The sequence below is a fragment of the bacterium genome, assembly GCA_020444325.1.
In the GTDB taxonomy this organism is placed as follows: domain Bacteria; phylum Bacteroidota; class Ignavibacteria; order SZUA-365; family SZUA-365; genus BM516.
The window spans coordinates 22,249-45,217 of sequence record JAHLLD010000003.1 but is presented as its reverse complement, the minus strand read 5'-3'; the positions used below and the strand labels follow the sequence as shown (position 1 = coordinate 45,217).

The window sequence follows — 22,969 nt, the reverse complement described above, 5'->3', positions numbered from 1 at the left end:
CCGATGGAACGGAATCTCGGAACACATCTGCGCGAGACCGTGCGTCTTGCGGTCCCTGTGGCCATCGGACAGCTTGGCCATGTCATGCTCGGCGTTACCGACAGTCTGATGGTAGGACAACTGGGTCCCGTGCCTCTTGCGGCCTCCTCACTCGGCAATTCCGTTTTCGTACTCATGCTGGTGCTGGCTGCCGGCATTTCCTCCGCCATTACCCCGCTGACCGCAATCGCCTGCGGACGTGAGGATTTCGATGAGGCGGGTGTCGTGTTCCGGCAGGGACTGCTGGTAAACAGCGGCATAGGGATCCTTCTTATCGCGCTCTCACTTTTCCTCAGCACCCTGCTCGATGTCCTCAACCAGCCCTCGTCAGTCGTCGTACTGGCAGAGCCTTACCTGCGCATCATCAGCTTCAGCTTCCTGCCGATGATGGTGTTCATGTCGGCACGTAATTTCATCGAGGGACAGTCATTCACACGTCCTGCCATGGTCGTAATCATCCTGGCCAACGGGGTCAACGTCCTCGGCAACTGGGTGCTGATTTACGGGAACCTGGGCTTCCCGGCTCTCGGACTCGATGGTGCAGGGTATAGCAGTCTGATGGTTGAGGTTTTTTCTGCAGTCGCCATCATGGTGTACGTATTGCGCTCGAAGCGTTTTACACGCTACAGACCGCTGCTTGCGTTCCACTCGTTCAACACAGCCATGCAGCTACGGATTCTGCGTATCGGACTCCCCAGCGGAATGCAGTATTTCTTCGAAGCGGGGTCGTTTTCCCTTTCCGCCGTCATGATCGGTTGGATCGGCGCCAAGGCGCTCGCGGCACATCAGATCGCGATCAGTATGGCGGCTACATCGTTCATGATTATTCTCGGTATCGCCAATGCCGCAACCATACGGGTCGGCAATGCCGTAGGAAAAGGAGATGCGCGTGAGGTACGTCAGGCAGGATTCAGCGCCTGGGTCCTGGCCATCTCCCTGATGTCCGTCGCCGCACTCATATTCATCATCTTCCGCAACACACTCCCGACGCTATACATCGATGACCCCGAAGTGATCCATATCGCATCGGGTTTGCTGATCATAGCGGCGGTGTTCCAGCTCTCTGACGGCTCACAGGTCGTGGGACACGGCAGTCTGCGTGGTATGACAGATGTGACTGTTCCGCTGTACATCGCGATATTCTCATACTGGGTGATCGGACTCCCCTCAGGCTATATCTTCGCCTTCGTATTCGATATGGGAGTCAAAGGGGTGTGGCTTGGATTTGTCTTCGGGCTGACCACCGCAGCCATTTCCTTTCAGTACCGATTTCACCGCCAGAGCCGCAGGATGGCCGCAGCTCAGCGTCAGGCTGACTGACCCTCACCGGCTTCTTCCCCACTCAGCGCTCGCAGCACAACGGATGCACAGCAGCAGCCGAACAATGGTGGCATATACGAAATCGTCCCCACCACTGTTTTCTTGTTCGCTTCGTCTTCCACCGGCATCATGGCATCAGGATGGATTTCCTCAGGCGAATACACCACCTGTACCCCGTTTCGAATACCGAGCCGGTGCAGGCGCTTGCGCAGCATTTTCCCAAGCCTGCAGTGATGTGATTTCGCAATATCGTCGATACGCACCTGCATCGGATCCACCTTGCCTCCTGCGCCCAGCGAGCTGACAACAGGAATCCCCCGTGCGACGGCATTGGCGATGAGGAAAACTTTCGGAGACAGCGTGTCGATGGCATCCACCACGTAGTCGTAGGGTCCGTCCACAATCTCTTCCAGACGCTCGTCTTTCATGTATTCCCTGATCACCCGTAATTGGAGATCAGGATTGATATCCAGCATGCGCTCCGCCATGACCTCCGCCTTCTGCCTCCCCTCGGTGCTGCGCAGCGCCGGGAGCTGACGATTCCTGTTCCCTGGCTGCACGACGTCGCCATCGACGATAGTCATGGCTCCCACGCCTCCCCTGCAAATCATTTCCGCGGCGTATGCGCCAACACCACCGAGTCCTGCCACCAGCACATGCTTCTTCTGCAATTGCGTCAGGGCTTCACTGCCAAGCAGCAGTTCGGTGCGCTCAAGCCACTGTACTGCCATCAGGGTTGTACTCCGAATACTATGTAAAATGTGCCTGCGAGCTTCTCCCGCAGCTTTTTTTCTTCAATGCCGAGCAGAATGGACGCTTGCGCATACAACAGTCTGACGGATTGCCGGGTGTCGTCGCTCTCAAACAGGATTTTTTCGAGCGGGATATGCTGCAGGAGTTCCTGGAAGCGTGATTTGCGCTCCAGCAAGGCCGGTCCGATCGATAGATGTACATCTTTTTCGATGAACTGTTGCGCGAGTTCGACTGCACCCTGAAAGCCGTGCATCAGCCATGGCGTGCGTCCATATTCTCCCCGCAAATGGAGAAATTCACTGCTGCAGCGCACATTGTGCAAAATCACCGGCAGATTCCGCTCTTCTGCGAATTCCAGCTGCATGCGCAGCACTTCCTGCTGAATCTCAAGGTTCGGTCCGCGCAGACGGTCAAGTCCAACCTCCCCAACCGCGATACAGCCGTCGAACTGGAGCTTCTCTTCCAGGAAACGTCTGCCTTCCTGGACGGAGATATCACCCGCATGCCATGGATGGATACCGAAACTGCAAAAACCCGTAATTTCCTGCTGAAAATATGCAGTTTGTGCATAAAAACTGCGGACTGTACGTGTTTCCGCATCCACTGATGCGTGGTGACAGTGTGCGTCTATGTATGGCGCATGCGTCAATTGAGCTCCTTTCGCGCAAATAAGCCGTTACGCGCGGGGTTGTATTCCAGACTCGCTCCGATACGGGATTTTCCGTATTGTGCTCCATGGAAAAAATACGATTCTCACGACTCCCGGAACAAATGTTGTCTCAAACCGTCTATAGCACTGTGTTGTGAAAACGCCGGATCGCATGACAGGTTACGCCGCAGAAAGCACCGCTCCGCCTCTTACCGTGGAAACCGGGGACGACGTCCTCATAACCCGTTTCCAGGCTGGTGATGAAGACGCATTCCGCATCCTCCTCGAGCGGTACAGCGAGCGCATTCGCAACCTGGTGTTTTCCGTGCTGCACAATCCGGATCTGATTGACGATGTGACACAGGACGTATTCATCAAGGCTTATCGAGCACTGCCCCGATTCCGCTTCGATGCGTCGTTTTACACCTGGCTCTACCGTATTACCATCAATCACTGTCGTGACATCATGCGCAAGCAGAAACTGCGCCGTTCGCTTTCCCTGAACACCCTGCTTGAGGTCCGCGACAAAGAGCTGACGGCAAAAACCTCTGTTCCACCCGTCGATACCGATACGAAGGAGTGGATACAGCGCGGACTGCAGAGGCTGCCGGAGAAATACAGGACTCCGGTGATATTGAAAGACATGGAAGGATTCTCCTACGAAGAAATGGCTGAGATCATGCAATGCGAACTTGGAACCGTAAAATCACGCCTCTCGCGAGGCCGCTCCATGCTCCGTTCATGGCTGCAGCCAATTCTGGAGGGGTAGCACTATGACATTGAGACGAAATCAGTACATCTCACTGCAACTGTCGCTGTATCTCGACGGACAGCTCGGCGAAAACGAACGCCGGGAAGTCGAGGAACTCATCGCGACTGACAGCGCTGTTCGCGAAGAATACGAGCAGCTTCAGCGTATGCATTCCATGCTCGCCGCACGTGAGCCCCTGCCTCCGAATCCTTTCCTCCCCGAGAAAATCATGAATCACATCCGCCGCGAAGCCGAAGAGCAGGATGGGGCGCTGCCCGTCCCGCGGCGCTATCTGCCCGCTGCGGCAGCTCTGGCCGTGGTACTGCTCGTTGCTGTCGGTACGCTGGCGTGGCTGCAGCGTGATGGACTGATGCGTTACGTCGAGGATACCGGGACGCAGATGCAGGAGGCGTATGAGAATTCTGTTCTCAAGGGTTGGATCATGCCCCTGTTCGAACGAACGGACAGGGATGACGTGCTTCAGTTCGCTATGTTCGGCACGCTGCCTCTCGATGAGAAAGATGGGACGATACTGCGTGTTGATGAACATGCGGATTCCGGATATCGCGTTGAGCTCGCGAGGGATCTCAGCGGCGGTGCGCGAAAAGCCTCGCTCGAAGAGCTCTATGAGGAAATTCGTCCCACCGCGGATCAGCGCCGTGTCTTCGATACACTGTTTTCCTACGCGCAGCGTCAGATCGAATCCTCCGTGCTAATGAATGACGATAACGAAATTGCCATTGACCCGGCCATCAGTAAATATCACAAAGTCATTCTCTCCGGGATTGCTGCCAGCCTGGAACCCGAGCAGCTCGAACGCTTCGACGCCTTCCTCAGTCAGCGGAATACCCCATACACCTTCGTTTCCCATGCCAGCAGCCAGAGTCCCCCGCAGCCTCGTCCATCACACGTGATTGAGCGTTTCCGCACGGTACGCATGCCAGAGGAATTTGTGGTGTTGATGCGTGACAGTATCACGTTTCAGCGCCTTCAGTTGAATATGGACAGCCTAAGAAGGTTAATGAAGGGAATGGAACATCACATGCCACGTTTCGATGTCCGCGTCAACGAGCTCGCCCGCACCGTGGCTGTCGGAAATGGGCGTGGTGAGACCTTGCTTCCCCAGCAGTCCATGCGCGTAACGACACGTGGGGACGACCGTGGGGATCATGTCATCACGATCGCTATTCAGGCGAATGCACATGTCATCCGTGAGATGGAAAATGAAATGCGGCAACTCTCACGAGAAGTCGGTGTGTTCAAGCGCGAGCAGGCACGGATGCTGTACGAAGCGCTGGAAAGTGGGAATGCGAAACACAGCAGGCATCGCGGCATCGAGGTTGAAGTGCGTCCCGATGGCGGTATGCGCATGTCCGTCAACATGGACAGCATCATGAACGGCATGCTCAATGAGCTGGAGAACATGCAGCTCGAACTGAATTTCGAGCAGATGCAGCTGTTCAGTAACGATTCCACAAGCAGGATGCGGTGGTATCACTATAATCAGAAAGGCGAGCCGGTGATGATCGACAGTCTCATGCGCGAACATGAAAGACAGTTCGAGCGCATGCCAAGGAATCTCCGCCTCGAAATCGAAAGGGAAATCCGGAGGCAGAGACCGCCCGACGGACTCATCCCGCCCGACACGCCGGTACCGCCTGAATCTCCCATGCCGTCCGATGCGCCCATGCCTTCGATTGAGGACACACGACCGTTCATTCCCATTCCAACACCACCGGATGCGCCCGTGCCCGGGCATTCGCCTGCTACGGAAATCGACAGCACAAGAACGCGCTGACTGCAAATACAATAAACGGGGCCTGGAGGGCCTGCAGAAAATGGTTGCCTGCATCACCATCTACGGGCGCTGTCCGTTTTCCACAATCTCCGATTATGTGTTCCGAATATCCGGTTTTTTGCACATATTCAGATATACACAACCATCAGACCTGAAGTATCAAGTTTCAACAACGTGGAGGTAAGGATGAAGTATCGTAGTGTACGCACTGCGTTCGTGTCATGCCTGTTCGTCGTGCTATGTGCGACGACAACGGTGCAGGCGCAGGACGCCTTTCTGGATCTTCTGCAATCGGAATTGCAGCGCGAATACACATCCCTGCAGCAGCAAGACCCCCCTGCCTATTTCCTCTCATACCGTGTCGTCGACGATTTCAGCTCACATGTCTCCGCATCCTTCGGAGCGCTGACGGCAAGCGAGGAGTCACATAATCGTGGTGCAACCACGCAGGTGCGGGTCGGGGATTACGCGACGGACAACACCCGGGAAATCCGCGGCAGCAACAGTTTCGATTTCGACTTCCCCATTCCTGCCAACCTGCCGCTCGATGGCAACGAGAACGGAACACGGCTGGTGCTCTGGAATGCCAGCAGCGGTGCCTACCGCAAGGCCGCAAAAAAGTACCAGCAGGTGAAAGCCAATACCGCCGTAAAAGTCGAAGCGGAAGACAAATCCGACGATTTCGCTCGTGACATCAAGATCGAGAGTTACGAGGAACCTGTACTCGATATCGCGCCACTCAAGCCTGATCGCGCAGCCTGGGAACGCGCGCTCAAGAAGATCAGTGCGGTATTCCTCGAGTGTGAACACATTTTCCGCGGCAGCGCATCACTGTCATTTGGCGTGGAGCGGAAGTACATCGTCACCAGTGAGGGCAGCCGCATCGCGGAGAATCGCACTTCCGCACGGGTGATGCTCAATGCAACGATCAAATGCGACGACGGTATGGAGCTCCCCCTCTACCAGAGCTATTTCGCATTCAAGGTCTCCGATCTTCCATCGCCCGATGTCATGCTCGCTGACGCCAAAAAGATGGTGGAAACGATGCGTGCCATGCGCGAAGCACCGGTGACGGAACCGTATACCGGTCCGGCCATGCTCAGCGGACGCGCAGCTGGCGTGTTCTTCCATGAAATATTCGGGCACCGCGTGGAGGGACACAGGCAGAAAAGTGAAAGCGAGGGACAGACATTCAAGAAAATGGAAGGAAAGTCGGTGCTTGCCGATCACATGACAGTGCTGTTCGATCCGACCCGCCGAAGTTTTGAAGGTCAGGATCTCAACGGATACTACGTTTTTGACGATGAGGGCGTACGGGGACAGAATGTCGAAGTCGTCGGAAAAGGCGTACTTCATGATTTTCTTATGGGACGCACACCGTTTGAAAAGCATCCGACGTCGAACGGACACGGACGCGCAGCGTCGGGATATGACCCGGTATCACGTCAGTCGAACCTGATCGTTACGACGGCGGACCCGGTCGCGCCGGCCAACCTCCGCGAACAGCTGATCGAAGAATGCCGTAAACAGGAGAAAGAGTACGGACTGCTCTTCGCAGACGTACAGGGCGGCTTCACCACCACAGGACGCTTTATGCCGAATGCGTTCAATGTCACACCAACGGAAGTGTATCGCGTGTACGTGGACGGACGGCCTGATGAACTTGTGCGTGGCGTGGATCTCGTTGGTACACCACTGGTCATGTTCTCAAATATCACCGCCGCGGGTAATGATCCGGAAGTGTTTACCGGCACCTGCGGTGCGGAGTCCGGGGGTGTTCCCGTATCCGCAATCTCACCTTCCCTGCTGGTCTCGCAGATCGAGGTGCAGAAGAAAAGCAAGTCCCAGGAACGGGCCCCGCTCCTTCAGCGGCCCGACAGGGACAACAGCACGACGCAACCTTCGAAGCGGACCTACTAATCCACTCCTGATCAGCAAGGATAGCATACCATGAAATACACAAGATTTCTCACACTCTGCTTCCTCCTCGCTGCCACATGCTGGCAGCCACTGGCGGCACAGAGCAGCAGCGACGTCATCATGCGCGCCATGAATGACGAACTGACACGGAATATCGAACGCCTCTCCATCGAGGAAATGAGTCCCCCGTTCTTCATCGCATACACGCTCAACGATCTGCGCAGTACGAAAATCAAGGCCGTCGCCGGAGGCATCACCGATTTCGACACATCGCGTGTCCGCAGACTCGACGTCGATGTACTCGTCGGTGATTACGACCTGACCCAGGAACAGTACATGAGCATGGATTTCACATCATCAATGTACGGACGTGGACGCTCGACCAGCATTGAAGACGACTACGACGCCATCCGGCGGGATCTCTGGCTCGAAACGGATGCGCGCTACAAATCGGCCACGGAGAGGCTCGAGAAGAAACGGGCCGCCATGCGCCAGCAGGAAATTCCCGAAGCGATCCGCGGACTCGCCGACTTCGCAAAAGTAAAACCCGTCACGCATCAGACGCCGCATGTCAGTGTTTCCTGCGACGAAAACGCCTGGCGTGGCCGCACGCAAAGACTCAGCGCGCTGTTCACTGAATACCCCGGCATCGCTGTTTCGCAGGTCTCCTTCCATTTCAACGACAACATGCACTATTTCCTCAACAGTGAAGGGAGCAGCATCACAGAGCCCGGAACCGTCGCCGTGATTCTTGCATCCGCCACGACACAGGCTGAAGACGGTGAAGTGCTCAGCGACTATGTACTGCACATGGCGCTGCAGCCTCAGGATTTGCCTGACGAAGCCAGTCTTAAAGCGGAAATGCACAGCATGGCCAAACGCCTGGTCGCGCGGCGCAATGCGAAACGCATGACGGATTCTTACACCGGTCCCGTTCTCTTTGAAGACCAGGCGGCTGCGGAACTCTTCGTGCGTCTTTTCCTCGGAGAAGAAGGACTCTGCGCTTCCCGCATGCCTATCATGGATGGACCGCTCGCCGCAATGGGCTCTCAAATGCAGACGCGCAACCTCGGAGAAAAAATGGGTCGGCGCGTGCTGCCAAAAGAAATCACCATCGCCAGCACTCCACAGCAAAAATCGTTTGCTGGCGCCCAGCTCGTGGGTCCCTTTGCCGTTGACGGCCAGGGGGTGATTCCTGCCGAAGAACTGATTCTCTTACGCGAGGGAAAGGTCGAGGCCCTGCTGGCCGATCGTACACCCACACAGTACACGGAGACATCGACAGGACACCGCTGCACGGGATACAGTTCGTTCAGTACTGTCGATGGTATTGGGCCCGGGATCATGGATGTTCGCGTATCCGATGGACCCACCTTCGAGGAAATGAAGCAGGAACTGCTTGAGCGGGCGCTGGATGAAGGACTGGAATACACATACATCGTGCGTACGATACGTCCGGAAACTGTCCCCGTCCCGCCCGTCGATATGGATATGAGCAGCACCTTCAGCATGTTCGGCATGCAGGGAGGAAACAGCGCAAAGCCACTCGACGGCGTAACCGGGATTTATCGCGTCAACGTCAAAGACGGCTCTGAAGAGCTCATCCGGAATATTGAAGTGCTCAAGCCCGGGAGCAGTCCACTGCGCCGCTGCCTCGCAAGCGCCGACAGAGTGGCATGGAATACCAGCATCGCCGGTGCCAGCAGCGTACCCGGACTCGGTGCCATTTTCAGCATCAGCATGTCTATGGGACAGGGGTACAGCGGGATTCCGACATCCGTCATCGCTCCCCGTGCCTTGATCATCGACGACATGGAGGTGCGTGAAGAAAAACGTCCCATTACCCCGAAACCCCCGATCGTCGCATCGCCACTCGCGAACTAGCATCTCCGCGGCATCCGGAGCAGTCGTCTCCGGATGCCGCATCCTTTCCCTGCATCCATGTGGACCACACTTCCGTCCGGCACTCCTTGTCGCTTTTCCCTTTCGCCTCGTATCCGCAGTATGTAGATTGGCGCAATATGAAAGCGAACGCCATCATCACTTCCCTGCTCTTGCTCGTCCTGCTGCCACTTATCGGCTGTGATGAGGACGCAAACAATCTTCCTCCGGGAACGCCGCAGATCATCAGCGGGTCAGACAGTGTCGAAGTCGACGAATTCATGGAACTCACCGTGGTTACCGTGGATCCGGAAAACGATGAATTCCTTTATGAAATTGACTGGGGTGACGAACGCGAAATCGAAGTAGTCAATGAGGGTGTGAGCGGGCTGTACTACACCTTCGAACACAGCTACTTTGATGCCGGTAGCTACACGATACGCTGCCGTGTCCTGGATGTTCTTGGGAGACGCTCCGCATGGTCCGATCCCTTTCACGTACTCGTCGGCGGTGAGCTGGTGAGCGGACGAAGCAACTGGTGGATGTTCATGGGCGATGCGCAGCATAGCGGACGCAGTCCCTTTGAAGGACCCGACTCTCCCGTCCTGGCCTGGTCACTCGAGCGTGGCTCCCCTATTCGATCCTCGGCCTGTTTCGACGCAAGGGGTACGGTGTATTTCGGCTGCGACAATTTTCTGCTGCATGCGTACTACAGGAATGGCAGGTTGAAATGGACATACTGGACGGGCTCTGCACGCATCGGCAATGGTCCCGCCCTGCAGGAAAATGGCTCACTGTGTTTCGGCAGCAGCAGCGCAAACGTTTACAGTGTCGATCGCTACGGACGGAAGGAATGGAATTACTCTGTCGGTGCGCCTGTGGGACGCTCCAGCGTCGTGCTCGACGCACAGGGAAAAATTTATATAGGAGGCTCGGATAACGCGCTGACCTGTCTGCATGCTGATGGAACGGTCGCATGGAGACGCATCACCGGTGGTGCCATCGAAGGCGGTCCTGCACTCTCCCCGGATGAATCCATGGTCTATATCGGCAGTGCAGACCAACTCGTCTATGCTTACAACACGAATGGTGAATTGCAGTGGACCTTCCCCGCCTCCGCCCCGTTCCGGGGGAGTCCGGCCGTTGACGCGCTCGGTACCATTTACATCGCCTCTACCGACAACATGCTGTATGCCCTTCGTCCCGACGGAACGCGTCGCTGGTCGCACGACCTCCATGCACCGGTGTACAGCACGCCGGCACTGACTGCCACGGGGTCGGTATACGTAAGTACCGCGGAAGGCAAGCTGTACCGCATCGATGTTGACGGACAGTTGGAATGGGCGTTGGAGTATGCGCAGGGAGGTGGACTTGCCAGTCCCGTCTTGGATGTACGTGAAACTGCGTATATCGGGAGTCCCGACGGCATCCTGACAGCGGTTTCCGCGGATGGGAGCGTGCGCTGGCGCTTTGACAGCGGTGATCCGATCAATGTCACAGCCGCAATTGGTCCGGAGGGTCGTATCGCTTTCGGAAACGACAAGGGGAGATTTTTTCTACTGGAAGCGCGGTAGAAAGAGCCTACGTGCAAAGGAGACCGGCGTCCATCCGCCGCACTCAGTTACGTATGATCAATTTGAAAAACGTCTTTCCGTCTTCCCGGCGCATCAGATCGAGGTCATGCTTAAAACCCGGTTCGCGTTGCAGAAAATACGCCAGCCGGTCCATCAGCAGTGTGAGGGCCTTGTCGGTATCTTCCGCCCAGGTTTCACATTCCCGTATCGAGGGAATGGAAGCGTCCACACCATCGAGAGTTTTTTCGACGACAACGGTGAACTGCAGCATGGACCTACTCGTTGAGGAGATAACGTGAAATGACGAGACGCTGGATTTCCGAGGTTCCTTCGCCGATCTGCAGCAGGCGCTGATCGCGGTAGAAACGCTCGATATCGTATTCCTTCATCAGTCCGTAGCCGCCGTGAATCTGCACGGACTCATCGGCGACTTCCTTTGCAATCTCCGAGCAGTACAGCTTGGCCATCGCGGATTGCTTCGCAAAAGGTTGTCCCGTCTGCTTGAGCCAACAGGCCTTGTAAAGGAGATTCCTTCCGAGTTCAACTTTCATCGCCATGTCCGCGAGCTTGAATCCGATAATCTGGAACTTTGCGATCGGCTTGCCGAACTGCTTGCGCTCCTTCGCGTACTTGAGCGCCATCTCGTAAGCACCCTGTGCGAGTCCGAGTCCCATGGCCGCGATCGACAGCCTGCCATCGTCGAGCGTCTTCAACATGATCTTGGAACCCTCACCCCGCTGTCCGAGCAGATGGTCTTCAGGGACGGTACAATCGTCAAAGAATAATTCCGATGTGTTCGAGGCACGCCACATCATCTTTTCTTTCATCGTGCGTACAGTGAGTCCTTTGGTCCCGCTGTCCACAATGATCGTCGAGAACTCCTTGCGTCCATCGACTTCCCCCGTCACAGCCTGCACCGTAATGCCGCGGGTGATGTCCGTGGAACCATTGGTAATGAAAATCTTCGAGCCGTTGATAATCCACTTTCCGTCCTCCAATCGTGCCGAGGTCTTCGATCCGCGGGAATCCGAACCCGCCTCCGGTTCGGTGAGACCGAATGCCCAGAGTCCTTCACCGGTGCAGAGCGGTGGCAGGTATTTCTCCTTCTGCTCCTGGCTGCCGTGGTTGTAGAGGGGACCGATCCCGAGGCTGTTGTGTGCCGCCACGGTTGCGGCATGCGAACCGTCGACCCGCGCGATTTCTTCAACGGCAATGATATACGACAGGTAGTCCATTCCCTGTCCCCCGTACTCCGGTGGGACAACGATACCGAACAATCCGATTTCGCCCATCTGTTTCGTCAGGGCATAGCTGAATTCCTCTTTCTCATCGAGTTCCTTCGCCTGCGGCCCGATTTCCTGTTCTGCAAACTCGCGGATCGTGCTTCGGATCATCCGATGTTCGTCCTGTTCGTACATTGCCTTCTCCTTGCGATGAATGACGCGGATTTCCGGGAGTGCGTGCAACTGCATCGCCTGCGGCTCCCGAATAGTGAACATATGTCAGCTCATTTATCTTCATCAGAATATACGGTTTCAGTGCCGTGGAATCCAGATACCGGGATTGTTTGTCTGCCTGCGCGTCACGATATTTCCTTCTTACAGAACTGTATCCCATGAAGCACCGTCGACTCAATATCCTCCTGCTGGTTCTTCTGCTGCTGATACTCCTCCCCGCGCTGCTGTATACGGGATTCGAACTCAGCCGCCTGAACAAAACCGAGGAAACGCTCTCCGGGGTGTATGCCCAGCAGCTCGATGCCGTGCTGTTCTCCATCAACCAGTACTCCTGGGATATCACGGGAAGCTGGTTTGCGGAAATCCAGGGCTCCCTGCTCAGGGAGGAAGCGGAACGCGGCACAGCATCCATTCTTGAAGAAATTCTCGAAAAGCACACGGCGATACTCACGGCAGCGCTGTTCGACAGCAGTGCACAGGTCATTGCTTCCGCGCGCCGACTCGACGACGCTGCCACGCAGTTGCTCGAACAGCGCATTGCTGACAGCCTTGCAACGCGCCGGAACCTGCTGTCGCGCCTGCTGCGCTACCGTGAGGAACTGTATTACAAAATGGAACCCCTGCGTATACCTGTCGACAGCGGCAGTACACGTCTGTGCCTTTCGGCCGTGGTAGTGGATGGCGAAGGAAGAGGACGCTTCGCCGCAGTATCCATCAATGCGATCAGCTTCATTCGTCGCGTGCTTTCCCCCAAGCTGCAGGAACTGGCGGGCGACAATCTGCGTCTGTCGTGCATTGACCGGCGCACAGGAGAGGTACTGCTCTCAACGTCCGGACGCGCTGAGAAACAGACCCTGCAGCAATCGCGCGGTTTCTGGCTCTTCCCCGAATACGAGCTTGCCATCAGTCTTCAGGGACAGACGGTGAAGGAAATCGCGCAGGATCGCTTTCAAAGCAACGCCCTGCTGCTGAGTATCATCGACCTTCTGCTGATCGCGGGAGTCATCGTCGTATACCGCAGCGTGAGGAAGGAGATGGAACTGGCCGCGCTGAAATCCGATTTCGTTTCCAACGTCTCGCATGAACTCAAAACGCCCCTGGCGTTGATCCGGATGTTCGCCGAGACCCTGGAGATGGATCGCGTCCGGGATGAAGCGCAGCGAAAGGAATACTACGGCATCATCGTCCAGGAAACAGAGCGGCTGACGCGCCTTATCAATAACATTCTCACTTTCTCGCGCATCGAAGCGGGAAAGAAGGACTACCGATTCGCCAGCGTTGATATCGATGCGGTTGTCCGTGAGGTGATGACCATGTACAGCTTCCACCTCGAGCACAAGGGCTTTTCCACATCGATGGAACTGGAGACTTCCCTCCCCCGCGTGCAGGCGGATGAAGAGGCGGTCGCGGAGGCGCTCATCAACCTGCTCGACAACGCGATGAAATACAGCGAAGATGTGAAAGAGGTGCAGGTGCGTACGGGACGCGACGGAGGATACATATTTATCGAAGTTCTCGATAGCGGTATCGGCATCGCCCCCGAACACCGCAGCCGTGTATTTGAAAAGTTTTACAGGGTGAGTGAAGGACTCGTGCATACGGCCAAGGGCAGTGGACTCGGTCTCTCCCTTGTACAGCACATCATGCAGGCGCATGGCGGTTCTGTGCAGGTTGAGAGCACACCCGGCAAGGGCAGCACGTTCCGGCTCCGTTTTCCCATCAACGCAGCTCAATCGTAGGAAGCAAAAGGTGATACCATGGCCATGATTCTTGTCATTGATGACGAAGCGGACATGCGCAGGGGACTCGTAGACAATCTGCATTTCGAGGGATACGAAACCGCGGAAGCCGGCGACGGCAATGCCGGACTCGAGCTCATTCGCGATACGGCGGCTGATCTGATTCTCCTCGATGTGATGATGCCCGGCATAAACGGCTTCGACGTCTGCCGCGCTGCACGTGCATCAGGCGTGGACACACCGATCATAATGCTGACGGCAAAGGGCGAGGAAATCGATCGCGTGCTCGGACTCGAACTCGGCGCCGACGACTATATCACAAAACCATTCAGCCTGCGGGAGCTGTTGGCGCGTGTCAAAGCCGTACTTCGCCGTACACGCAATGCAACGTCACTGACGGGTGACGCAGCTGTCATCGGACGTCTCTCGGTGGATTTCGAGGGATATTCGGCATCGGAAGAAGGCACCGATATCCCGCTGTCCCACAAGGAATTCGAAGTCCTGCGTTACCTGCATGAGCGACCGCGGCAAACCGTGAGCCGTGATCAGCTGCTGACGGATGTCTGGGGATATGACGAAAGTATTTCCACACGCTCGATCGACAATTTCATCCTGAAACTGCGGCAGAAAATTGAGCACGATCCCTCCCACCCGCGGCACATTCTCACCGTGCATGGCATCGGGTACAAGCTGCTTCCATGAAGCGGTGACATCCGGTGACATACTTTTACGCGGCTGCAACACCGGCTTTACGCGCTTTTCGTAGTTTGAAACTGCATACCACCCATGTGCCTTGCGGCACACCGCCCGGATTCGTAGAGAGCATGATCTCACACAACGCACATATCGTCCTGTTCACACTGCTGCTCCTTCTGCCCGGTCAGGCGTCCCGGGCGCAGGACATGCAGCGCATCGTGGATCTGCGCGGCGAATGGCGTTTTGAAATCGGGGATGACAGCGCGCGGGCCCGGGTCGATTACGGTGACTCGGGATGGGATCTGATACACGCTCCTGACGCATGGGAGGATCAGGGCTACCCGGGCTATGACGGCTGGGCCTGGTATCGCAAGCATTTTCGTATGCCCGAGGGACATGATTTCGATGCGTTGTACCTGTTTCTCGGTACCATTGACGATGTTGATGAAGTGTATGTGAACGGACGGCTGGTCGGCTTTCAAGGGGTTCCTCCTCCGCATTACATGTCTGCCTTTGCGGATAAACGGTGGTACTACCTCCCCTACGAATACGTGAATTTCACCGGCGACAATGTCATCGCGGTACGTGTGTATGACCGTGAATTATCCGGTGGCATCCTTCGCGGTAATCTTGGTGTGTATCAGCAAACTGATTATCTCGTTCCGGATCAGTCCCTCCGTGGCAACTGGAAACTGCGCCGCGGTGATCTGCCCGAATGGAGCGACCCGACGGTTGACGACAGTTCATGGCCGGATGTTTTCGTTCCGATATACTGGGAGACGCAGGGACTTCGCAATTATGAAGGCTTCGGATGGTATCGTCGTCATTTCTCGCTGGATCCCGCATTGAAAAATGAGACGCTCGTACTGCTGCTCGGGAAAATCGATGATGTAGACGAAGTCTGGCTCAACGGAAAGCGCATTGGGAAAACCGGGCTCATGCCTACAGAGGGAGGTACCTACGGACACGATGATACGTACGACAGATTGCGAGCCTACACCGTGCCGCAGTCTCTGTTGCGCGCAAGGGGAGACAATGTCATTGCCGTTCGTGTCTTCGATGGTTTCATGCACGGTGGAATATACGATGGTCCGATTGGCCTGGTTCGCAGCACACGGTACCGGAACTGGGTAAAACGGAATCCTATGAAACGGGAGAGTCCGTTCAACCGCCTGATGGACGCACTTTTCGGGGACTGACCCTGCGCCGTTCCCCAATTTTCTGCAGTACAATCCCGCTTACGATCAGCAGTAATCCCACCGGTGTGGAGGAATAGATTTCCTCGCCAACGACGAAATGAATAATAATCAGTGATAAAAAGGGAGACAGGAAGACCAGGTTGCCGATACGTGCTGTGCTGCTGCTCATTTCCAGCGCACGCATCCAGAGCATGAATGTCACACCCATTTCAAAGAGTCCGACATACACCGATCCCAGCACCCCTCCCGTACTCAGGTCCCACACCGCTCCCGTCGCCACCGCAAGTACCGTTACATACAGACTGCCGAAAAGAAAATTCACCGCTAGTTTGAGCAGCGCGTCTGTTTTACTCTTCATGGTGAAAATCCAGTACAGCGACCAGATCAATGAGCTTCCCACGGCCAGTGACACGCCTTCTACGTTGGAAATATGCAGATTCTGCATATTTCCCCTGAGGGATATGACTGCGACGCCGGAGAAACTGACAAGCAGCGCCACCACACTGCGGGCCCGCAGAGGCTGCCTGAGCAAAACAGCTGAAAGCAGCACGAGAACGACAGGCCACGTGTAATTGAGGGGCTGCGCTTCCTGCGCTGGCAGGAGGTCGTACGCACGGAAAAGGACGATGTAATACAGGAAAGGGTTCAGCAGTCCGAGGAATGCCGACGACCACCACTCCCTACGCGGCCACCTGCGCAGATCATGCAGTCTGCCACGCATATATGCCGAAACGAAGAGAGCGATCAGGGACACAATGGTCGAAACGAAAAGCAGTTCCACGACTCCGGTTTCCCCGAGCGAAAGCTTGAACGCGGAAGCGACCGTCGACCAGAGTGCTATGGCCGAGAGAGCGTATATGTATGCCTGGCTTTGCTGCTTCATGGCCTTCTCAGAAAGCGGAATATATGGGATTCCACAGCAAGCGAAAAGCTGCGAGTTGGATACCGTCTTTGTACAACTCCAGGATATTCGGCATACTTACTCCTGATTCCTTTTTCCGAGACACGCTCCTCCCGACATCTCTTCATGGCATCCCACAATCAGGAATCCTGCAATGAGACTCTCACTGATCACTTGCCTGGCTCTGGTATGCTCCTGTTCAGCTGCCCACGCCAGCAACCTCCCCTCCCCTCCCACTGACGGCGATTCACTTGAATCCATTGTCAGGGCGATCTTTGATCCGAGTGAGGTTTCCGTTTCCGGACAGTTCTTTATCGCTTTCGAGACCGGCAGTCGCGGGAACACTCCCTTCAGTGATTTTGTGATTAATCGCGGGTATATCAACGTGAGCAAGGAACTGCTTCCCGGATTCTACGGACGTATCACGCCGGACATCACTGTCGACCGGGATGGTGATGAAGAGGGAAATCTTGCGTTACGGCTCAAGTACTGTTTCATCAAGGCGGATCTGCCAGATTTTACTGTCTTCACCAAACCGGCGATCGAGTTCGGTCTTATCGCACGTCCCTGGCTGAACTTCGAGCAGAAGATCAATCACTATCGCGTGCAGGGATACATGTTCATCGAAAGTATTGGCATCATCAACTCTGCGGATTTCGGTACCAAGGCAAGCACACTCCTTGGTGGCGAAATAGACGATGAATACAAAAAGCACGTGAGTTCAAAATATCCCGGGCGCTATGGGAGTATCGCGGTCGGCGTATTCAATGGTGGTGGATATCACGCAATCGAACGCAATACCAACAAGACGATTGAAGGACGCCTCACGCTTCGTCCCTTGCCCGATTTCCTGCCGGGACTGCAAATCAGCTATAGCGGTGCATTTGGTAAGGGGAATATCGCGGAGGATTTGGACTGGAACATGCATCTCGGATTTGTCTCCTACGAGCATGAATTCTTCGTGCTGACGGCGACGCTTTTCAACGGCAGTGGGAACAGCTCAGGCAACGATGTCACGGGCGATGGTTATCCGATGGACCTGAACGGCACATCATTCTTCGCTGAGTTCAAATTGCCATCGACGCCGATCAGTGTCATCGGCCGGTACGACGAGGCCGAGGAAGAATTCCCTGAAACCTCTGGGTTTTATGGTCTCGGCATAGACAACCTCATGAGCAATGATCGCATTATCGCCGGTCTAGCATACAGAATCAGCAGAAGGAACAAGCTCCTCCTCGACTACGAACGCACCACCAACTACAGAGGGAACGTGACCTTTGAAGCGGTCACGTTCAATGTGGAATACACGTTCTGATGAATCGGAAAAAGGAATGATTGAAAACGACCCCGGCGCTCCAGCACCGGGGTCGTTTTCTTCATAGATCAGTCAACCGATCTTTCCATCGTTCCATCCTTCTATCTTTCCATCCGCAACGCACTCATTCCCTGGACGAGTTCTCCGAGGAAGCAGCGGGCTTGCCACCCTCGTAGCACTTCTGACAGAGGACGTAGAGATGTTGGGCGTGATGGATAATTTCCTCGCACTCGGTGAGGAGTTCAAGATAGAGCAGGCTTGTACGCGTCGTGTATTTTTCCTTTTTCGAGCGCTTGAGCTGCTGCTTGTCCGCTTTACGGATTTTGCTTTTCAGCTCTTCCGCGGCTTCAGCGACCTTGTTGATATTTGAAAAATCAGCCTGGCCGATGCCGTTGGCGATGCGCTTGAGTTCTTTTCGCAGATCTTTCGCAATAGCATCCAGGTCCTCGACCTGCAGTTCGGACAGTCCCTCATGATTATTGTCAATATGATCGTGCGTCTGCGTCGCCATATGCCGGAGGCTGCGGAGCAGCAGCTGCAGCGAACTCATGGCTTCTGCATAGGTTTTGTTTTCGATCGCTTCATCTGCCGCTTCCATTGACGAGGTACGCAATATGCTCGCCGTCATACCCTTGCCCTGCTTTTGAAGCATCTTTGAAATATTCCGTGCTTCGCGCAGCTCGAGGCGATCTTCCGAAGAAAGTCCCTTGAATGTGCGTGTCACAATCTCCGTCGCGGTCTTGATGGTACTGCTCAGGTCATCCTTGAGCGATTGCAGCGCTTCGTCGATGTCCTTCTGGTGCGTACTGAAGCGTTTCTCGGACTCGGCGGCCTCTCGCTCACGCTGGCGGTGAACACGAACCGAACGAATCAAAAGGAAGCCTGCAAGGATTGAAAGGATGATCAGTCCGGGCAGCTCGGTGAAGTAAATAATTGTTGCAATGATACCGGCCGCGGTGGACGCGATGAAGGCGGTAAAGAACCATCCTCCGATCACGGTCAGTACGCCGGATACACGATAGACAGCGGAATCACGTCCCCATGCCCTGTCCGGCAATGCGGTTGCCATGGACACCATGAAGGTGACATACGTGGTGGAAAGCGGCAGTTTCAGTGACGTGCCGAAGGAGATCAGCAATGCGGCCACAATAAGGTTCACCGCGGCTCGCAGAAGATCAAATGCGGGATAATCACCGTTTTCATCGGGCTCCGGACGGTATTTGCTGGTGTCAAACCTTCCTTCCACTCTCCTTTTCAGGCTGTCAGGCACGATGAGGGAAACGAACTTGAATATTGCCAGCACGATACGCACGATGGAACGTGCCGGGGCGATGGATTCAAAGCGCTCGAATCCTTCCGACTGCCGTCCCAGATTCACTGAGGTTGCAGTTACCGTACGTGCTTTCTTGTTAATCCATAATGTGATCGCCATGATAACACCGGCCAACAGCAGAATCCATGTATTCGCACGTACCGGCTCGGCAAGCGATTCCATGGTCTGGCTCCATATATCCCCTGCTGCGTTGACTTTCATGTATGCAGCGAGTCCGCCCATCGGAGCCCCGATAAAGTTCACAAGGTCATTTGCTGCAAAGGCGAGTGCCAGTGCGAAGGTCCCGGCAAGGACGATAGGTTTGAACACGTTTATTTTAAACGTCCAAACCAGCAGCTGCAGAATCACCGTCCAACCGGCAAACGAAAGCGATGCGATGATCAGCGTGTGATCTTTGAGCCAGGCAGCGTCCTCAGGTGTGAGGAAAGAAGCCCCCTTGGCGCCCTTGACCATCATGAAGTAGGAAAGCGCCGCCAGTGCAAAACCGCCCCAGAGCGATCCGTATCGCTTGAGCCGCTTTCCATACTCGAATGTGAAGAGCATGCGCGAGAAGTACTGCACCAGTGAACCGACAATGAAAGCGACGATCACCGATGCTACTATACCAAAGAGGATTTTAAACACACTGGCTGTGTTGATGTAGGTAAACACTTCGGCAATCCCACCGTCACCATTCGTGAGTACCTTGATCACCGCGATTGCAAATGCGGAACCGAGCAGCTCGAACACCAGTGATACCGTCGTAGAGGTCGGGAGTCCGAAGGTGTTGAAGAAATCAAGCAGCAGGACATCCGTGAGCATGGTTGCCACAAAGATGAACATGACCTCCGGAAATGTCAGCAGCTGCGGATTGAATATACCTTTCCGCGCGACCTCCATCAGTCCGCTGGAAAACGTGACACCGACGACAATACCCAGTGTCGCGATGATCATGATGACGAAGCGGGGCGCCACCTTTGCACCGATGGCGGAGTTCAGGAAGTTCACCGCATCGTTGGCGACACCTACCATCAGGTCAATGATGGCGGCTGCCAGCAGAATGATCAGAATGACAATAAAAATTTCCATGTCGCAAGTAGATTATGTGGAAGGAGATTGTGTTTCTCGTCTGGCATCGCCACTGTCTTCCGTGTCCCTTCCATGCCGAATGATTCGACCCTCGTGAATGAAGACAACGTTTTCTGCGATGTTTGTGCTGTAGTCCGCGATCCGTTCCATCGAGCGCGCGAGCCCGAGCATGTGTATGAGTCGCTCGGTCTGTACGGGATTGGCCTGTATGCGGTCGCGCACGAGGTCGTACATGTGCCGGTAAAGCAGGTCGACGCGATTATCCATTGAGCACACCTCCCGCGCCATTCCTGTATCCATATGCACGAGCGCGTCGAGACTGGCAGTCAGCATGGCGAGCGTGCGTTCCGCGATCTCCATCAGTTCATTGGGCAGTGCCAGTTGTTCATGTTGACCAATGGACAGCACACGCCGGGCAATGTTGGCCGCAAGATCACCTACACGCTCGAGATCGCTGTTGATCTTCAGGATACCAACAACATAACGAACGTCGGATGCAGAGAGGCCTCCAACCTGAAACAGTCGCACGCAGTGCTCCTCGATCTCGATTTCCAGCACATCAATCGGGTGATCAGCTTCGATGACATTCTGTGCGGCCTGCCTGTCGCGCGTACGCACCGACAGAATGCAGCGTCGAGCATTTTCCTCCACGAGCGCACAAAGCTTGAGCAATTTGCGCTTCAGCGGTTCTGTAAAGTTACCTGGTGATGTTGGCATCGGGATATAGAGTTCTCGGGAAAATAGTGATTCCTGACCTCAGGTACTATGCTGTTTCGCCGCTTCCGTTTGCGTCGCCTGCGACAGGAATGATGATGGTGAATTTGCTTCCACTGCCGGGCGAGCTCTCGACGGTGACAACACCGTGATGCGCCTGTGCAATATGCTTGACGATGGCGAGTCCGAGTCCGGTCCCGCCCATCTTCCGACTTCTGGCCTTATCGATACGGTAGAAGCGTTCGAATAGCCGCGGAAGGTGCTCGGCTTCGATGCCATATCCCTCATCTCTCACGGAAATATGCACTTTCTGCATATCGTCCACCGCGGCCGACAGCCAGACGCGCTTTCCCGCTTCAGAATACTTGATCGCGTTGTTCACGAGATTCACCAGTGCCTGCTCGAGCAGAGGTGGATTCATGCGTGCACTGATGTCGCCGTCGCAGTCCAGCTGCAGAATAATGTTTTTCTGCTCTGCATCGTGTTGACACACCTGCATGGCGGATTGCAGCGCATCATGCACAGAACCGGGTGCGAGACTGATTTCCTCGGTATCGCCCGCCTGCTCGATGCGGGACAGACTGAGAAGATCTTCGATGATGGCATTGAGGCGATCGGCCTGTCGGGAAACGATGCCGAGAAAGCGCAGGGCATCGTCGCGATCGTTGATCGCGCCGTCGAGCAGGGTCTCGACGAATCCCTTGATACTCGTGATCGGTGTTTTCAACTCATGAGAGACGTTGGCCACGAAGTCACGGCGAACGTTCTCCAGAGTGCGCAACTCGGTAACATCGTTGAGCACAACGAGGAGTCCAATCGGCATTCCCGCATCGTCTTTCAGGATACTTCCGTGCACCTGCAGGAAGCGTTCAACGTCGTCAACGAGTGTGACATATCCCTCGGTGTTGTCATTTGCGGACAGCGCTTCTTCGACAAAACGCTGCAGACCGACATTGCGCACCACTTCCTGTATGCTTTTCCCACGTACTTTTTCGGGATCCACCTTCAACAGCTCCGCAGCTGAGCGATTGATATTAATCAGTCGCTCGTCCGTATCGAAGGCAAGCACCCCCTCTATCATGCTGTAGAGGACGGCATCCTGCTGGCTGTGCTGTTGGACAATGATGGAAATACGATCCTGGAGCTGCTCGGCCATGGTATTCATCACCTCGGCGAGCTCGGAAAGCTCTTCGGAATTCGGCTCCGGCAGACGGAAGTCGAGATCACCTTCCGCGAAGCGATGCGCACCGTCCTTGAGCTGTTCTATGGGACGTGTGATCCGCCGTGAGAGTACAAGACTGATCAACGCGGCGAGCAGTGTGATGAAGAGCCCCCCCATCACAATCTGCAACTGCAGTGCTGAAACGTTCTCTTCAGCCCGTTTCACCGGAACGGCGGTACGCAGTACACCAATGAGCTCCCCTCCCTCCCGCAGAGGAATGGCAGCGTACATCGTATTCATCTGCAATGTGGCGCTGAAGCGTGTTGACGTCCCTATCTGTCCGTTCAGTGCGCGCTGAACTTCCGGACGTGTCGCATGATTATCCATCGTCGCAGGATCGCGTTCGGAATCCGCCACCACGAGTCCGTCAGGCAGAATAATGGTAATACGCGTCGACGAACGCTGACCGAGCCGCACACAGAAATCTTCCAGTGTGCCGCCGTCAGCATTTCTGAGCTGATGCAGTACTTCCTCTTGCAGCAGTTGTGCACGGGATTCCAGATCATCGGAGACCTGCGTGAGCAGGAGGTTCTTGAAGGAATTGGAGATGAAGAATGTAAAAGCGAAAAGGGCGAGAAAGATGATCAGGAAATTCGATGTATACAGCTGCCAGAACAGGCGCTTTTTTTTCATGCGGTTT

General features: G+C 55.2%; 18 protein-coding genes. 10 read left to right on the top strand and 8 right to left on the bottom strand.

Annotated features, from left to right (window positions below; all coding sequences use genetic code 11):
* The first annotated feature begins 3 nt into the window (after positions 1-3).
* Positions 4-1,359 carry an MATE family efflux transporter gene (locus KQI65_04945; protein MCB2204075.1) on the top strand — a complete coding sequence of 452 codons (1,356 nt, stop codon included), beginning with the start codon at positions 4-6 and terminating at the stop codon, positions 1,357-1,359.
* Here the strand turns inward: KQI65_04945 and KQI65_04940 are convergent.
* Together KQI65_04940 and KQI65_04935 are read right to left on the bottom strand one after the other, a co-directional pair.
* Positions 1,347-2,090, bottom strand: a complete 744-nt coding sequence (locus KQI65_04940) for a tRNA threonylcarbamoyladenosine dehydratase (protein ID MCB2204074.1) — start codon at positions 2,088-2,090, stop codon at positions 1,347-1,349. The genes KQI65_04945 and KQI65_04940 overlap by 13 nt on opposite strands.
* A complete protein-coding gene (locus tag KQI65_04935) occupies positions 2,090-2,761 on the bottom strand; it encodes a TatD family hydrolase (protein MCB2204073.1) in 672 nt (223 codons plus the stop codon). Before KQI65_04935 ends, KQI65_04940 begins: the two co-directional genes overlap by 1 nt.
* 172 nt (positions 2,762-2,933) lie before the next feature.
* Here KQI65_04935 and KQI65_04930 point away from each other — a divergent pair, with 172 nt between their 5' ends.
* The 5 genes from KQI65_04930 to KQI65_04910 all read left to right on the top strand — a co-directional run bounded on the left by KQI65_04930 (position 2,934) and on the right by KQI65_04910 (position 10,685).
* A complete protein-coding gene (locus KQI65_04930; protein MCB2204072.1) occupies positions 2,934-3,530 on the top strand; it encodes a sigma-70 family RNA polymerase sigma factor in 597 nt (198 codons plus the stop codon).
* A 4-nt stretch (positions 3,531-3,534) separates the two neighbouring features.
* Positions 3,535-5,310 (top strand): hypothetical protein, encoded by a 1,776-nt coding sequence (locus KQI65_04925; protein MCB2204071.1) that lies wholly within the window; start codon positions 3,535-3,537, stop codon positions 5,308-5,310.
* A gap of 186 nt (positions 5,311-5,496) precedes the next feature.
* On the top strand, positions 5,497-7,230 hold the full coding sequence (locus KQI65_04920) for a TldD/PmbA family protein (GenBank protein ID MCB2204070.1): 1,734 nt from the start codon (positions 5,497-5,499) through the stop codon (positions 7,228-7,230).
* A gap of 30 nt (positions 7,231-7,260) precedes the next feature.
* Positions 7,261-9,114 carry a hypothetical protein gene (locus KQI65_04915; GenBank protein ID MCB2204069.1) on the top strand — a complete coding sequence of 618 codons (1,854 nt, stop codon included), beginning with the start codon at positions 7,261-7,263 and terminating at the stop codon, positions 9,112-9,114.
* Positions 9,115-9,251: 137 nt separating this feature from the next.
* The gene (locus KQI65_04910; GenBank protein MCB2204068.1) at positions 9,252-10,685 is read left to right on the top strand and encodes a PQQ-binding-like beta-propeller repeat protein; all 1,434 of its coding nucleotides are present in this window, start codon (positions 9,252-9,254) and stop codon (positions 10,683-10,685) included.
* Positions 10,686-10,728: 43 nt separating this feature from the next.
* On the opposite strand, the gene KQI65_04905 is transcribed toward KQI65_04910, so the two are convergent.
* Positions 10,729-10,956 carry a hypothetical protein gene (locus tag KQI65_04905; GenBank protein ID MCB2204067.1) on the bottom strand — a complete coding sequence of 76 codons (228 nt, stop codon included), beginning with the start codon at positions 10,954-10,956 and terminating at the stop codon, positions 10,729-10,731.
* A 4-nt stretch (positions 10,957-10,960) separates the two neighbouring features.
* Positions 10,961-12,103 carry an acyl-CoA dehydrogenase family protein gene (locus tag KQI65_04900; GenBank protein ID MCB2204066.1) on the bottom strand — a complete coding sequence of 381 codons (1,143 nt, stop codon included), beginning with the start codon at positions 12,101-12,103 and terminating at the stop codon, positions 10,961-10,963.
* Positions 12,104-12,300: 197 nt separating this feature from the next.
* Between KQI65_04900 and KQI65_04895 the strand changes: the two genes are divergently transcribed.
* From KQI65_04895 to KQI65_04885, 3 genes are all read left to right on the top strand, one after another.
* Positions 12,301-13,881: a HAMP domain-containing histidine kinase gene (locus KQI65_04895; protein MCB2204065.1), complete on the top strand. Its 1,581-nt coding sequence runs from the start codon at positions 12,301-12,303 to the stop codon at positions 13,879-13,881.
* An 18-nt stretch (positions 13,882-13,899) separates the two neighbouring features.
* Complete coding sequence (locus KQI65_04890; GenBank protein ID MCB2204064.1) at positions 13,900-14,583, top strand: response regulator transcription factor; 684 nt, start codon at positions 13,900-13,902, stop codon at positions 14,581-14,583.
* Positions 14,584-14,705: 122 nt separating this feature from the next.
* Complete coding sequence (locus KQI65_04885) at positions 14,706-15,776, top strand: beta galactosidase jelly roll domain-containing protein (GenBank protein MCB2204063.1); 1,071 nt, start codon at positions 14,706-14,708, stop codon at positions 15,774-15,776.
* On the opposite strand, the gene KQI65_04880 is transcribed toward KQI65_04885, so the two are convergent.
* Complete coding sequence (locus tag KQI65_04880; GenBank protein ID MCB2204062.1) at positions 15,742-16,659, bottom strand: DMT family transporter; 918 nt, start codon at positions 16,657-16,659, stop codon at positions 15,742-15,744. The genes KQI65_04885 and KQI65_04880 overlap by 35 nt on opposite strands.
* A 172-nt stretch (positions 16,660-16,831) precedes the next feature.
* On the opposite strand from KQI65_04880, the gene KQI65_04875 reads away from it, so the two are divergent.
* Positions 16,832-17,992: a hypothetical protein gene (locus tag KQI65_04875; GenBank protein ID MCB2204061.1), complete on the top strand. Its 1,161-nt coding sequence runs from the start codon at positions 16,832-16,834 to the stop codon at positions 17,990-17,992.
* Between the two features lie 124 nt (positions 17,993-18,116).
* Here the strand turns inward: KQI65_04875 and KQI65_04870 are convergent, their stop codons facing one another.
* From KQI65_04870 to KQI65_04860, 3 genes are read right to left on the bottom strand one after another with little or no spacing between them, the layout of a single operon-like run.
* Positions 18,117-20,393, bottom strand: a complete 2,277-nt coding sequence (locus KQI65_04870; GenBank protein MCB2204060.1) for an inorganic phosphate transporter — start codon at positions 20,391-20,393, stop codon at positions 18,117-18,119.
* A gap of 12 nt (positions 20,394-20,405) precedes the next feature.
* The gene (gene phoU / locus KQI65_04865; GenBank protein ID MCB2204059.1) at positions 20,406-21,110 is read right to left on the bottom strand and encodes a phosphate signaling complex protein PhoU; all 705 of its coding nucleotides are present in this window, start codon (positions 21,108-21,110) and stop codon (positions 20,406-20,408) included.
* A 46-nt stretch (positions 21,111-21,156) separates the two neighbouring features.
* Entirely contained in the window at positions 21,157-22,962 is a 1,806-nt protein-coding gene (locus KQI65_04860; protein ID MCB2204058.1) for a cell wall metabolism sensor histidine kinase WalK, read from the bottom strand.
* Positions 22,963-22,969: the final 7 nt, after the last annotated feature.

What these genes read in the sequence shown, in the direction of transcription:
- KQI65_04910 (MCB2204068.1), top strand. Translation starts at nt 9,252, where the DNA reads ATGAAAGCGAACGCCATCATCACTTCCCTGCTCTTGCTCGTCCTGCTG.
- KQI65_04860 (MCB2204058.1), bottom strand. Translation starts at nt 22,962, where the DNA reads ATGAAAAAAAAGCGCCTGTTCTGGCAGCTGTATACATCGAATTTCCTG.
- KQI65_04905 (MCB2204067.1), bottom strand. Translation starts at nt 10,956, where the DNA reads ATGCTGCAGTTCACCGTTGTCGTCGAAAAAACTCTCGATGGTGTGGAC.
- KQI65_04875 (MCB2204061.1), top strand. Translation starts at nt 16,832, where the DNA reads ATGAGACTCTCACTGATCACTTGCCTGGCTCTGGTATGCTCCTGTTCA.
- KQI65_04880 (MCB2204062.1), bottom strand. Translation starts at nt 16,659, where the DNA reads ATGAAGCAGCAAAGCCAGGCATACATATACGCTCTCTCGGCCATAGCA.
- KQI65_04920 (MCB2204070.1), top strand. Translation starts at nt 5,497, where the DNA reads ATGAAGTATCGTAGTGTACGCACTGCGTTCGTGTCATGCCTGTTCGTC.
- phoU (MCB2204059.1), bottom strand. Translation starts at nt 21,110, where the DNA reads ATGCCAACATCACCAGGTAACTTTACAGAACCGCTGAAGCGCAAATTG.
- KQI65_04915 (MCB2204069.1), top strand. Translation starts at nt 7,261, where the DNA reads ATGAAATACACAAGATTTCTCACACTCTGCTTCCTCCTCGCTGCCACA.
- KQI65_04895 (MCB2204065.1), top strand. Translation starts at nt 12,301, where the DNA reads ATGAAGCACCGTCGACTCAATATCCTCCTGCTGGTTCTTCTGCTGCTG.
- KQI65_04870 (MCB2204060.1), bottom strand. Translation starts at nt 20,393, where the DNA reads ATGGAAATTTTTATTGTCATTCTGATCATTCTGCTGGCAGCCGCCATC.
- KQI65_04940 (MCB2204074.1), bottom strand. Translation starts at nt 2,090, where the DNA reads ATGGCAGTACAGTGGCTTGAGCGCACCGAACTGCTGCTTGGCAGTGAA.
- KQI65_04890 (MCB2204064.1), top strand. Translation starts at nt 13,900, where the DNA reads ATGGCCATGATTCTTGTCATTGATGACGAAGCGGACATGCGCAGGGGA.
- KQI65_04885 (MCB2204063.1), top strand. Translation starts at nt 14,706, where the DNA reads ATGATCTCACACAACGCACATATCGTCCTGTTCACACTGCTGCTCCTT.
- KQI65_04930 (MCB2204072.1), top strand. Translation starts at nt 2,934, where the DNA reads ATGACAGGTTACGCCGCAGAAAGCACCGCTCCGCCTCTTACCGTGGAA.
- KQI65_04945 (MCB2204075.1), top strand. Translation starts at nt 4, where the DNA reads ATGGAACGGAATCTCGGAACACATCTGCGCGAGACCGTGCGTCTTGCG.
- KQI65_04925 (MCB2204071.1), top strand. Translation starts at nt 3,535, where the DNA reads ATGACATTGAGACGAAATCAGTACATCTCACTGCAACTGTCGCTGTAT.
- KQI65_04900 (MCB2204066.1), bottom strand. Translation starts at nt 12,103, where the DNA reads ATGTACGAACAGGACGAACATCGGATGATCCGAAGCACGATCCGCGAG.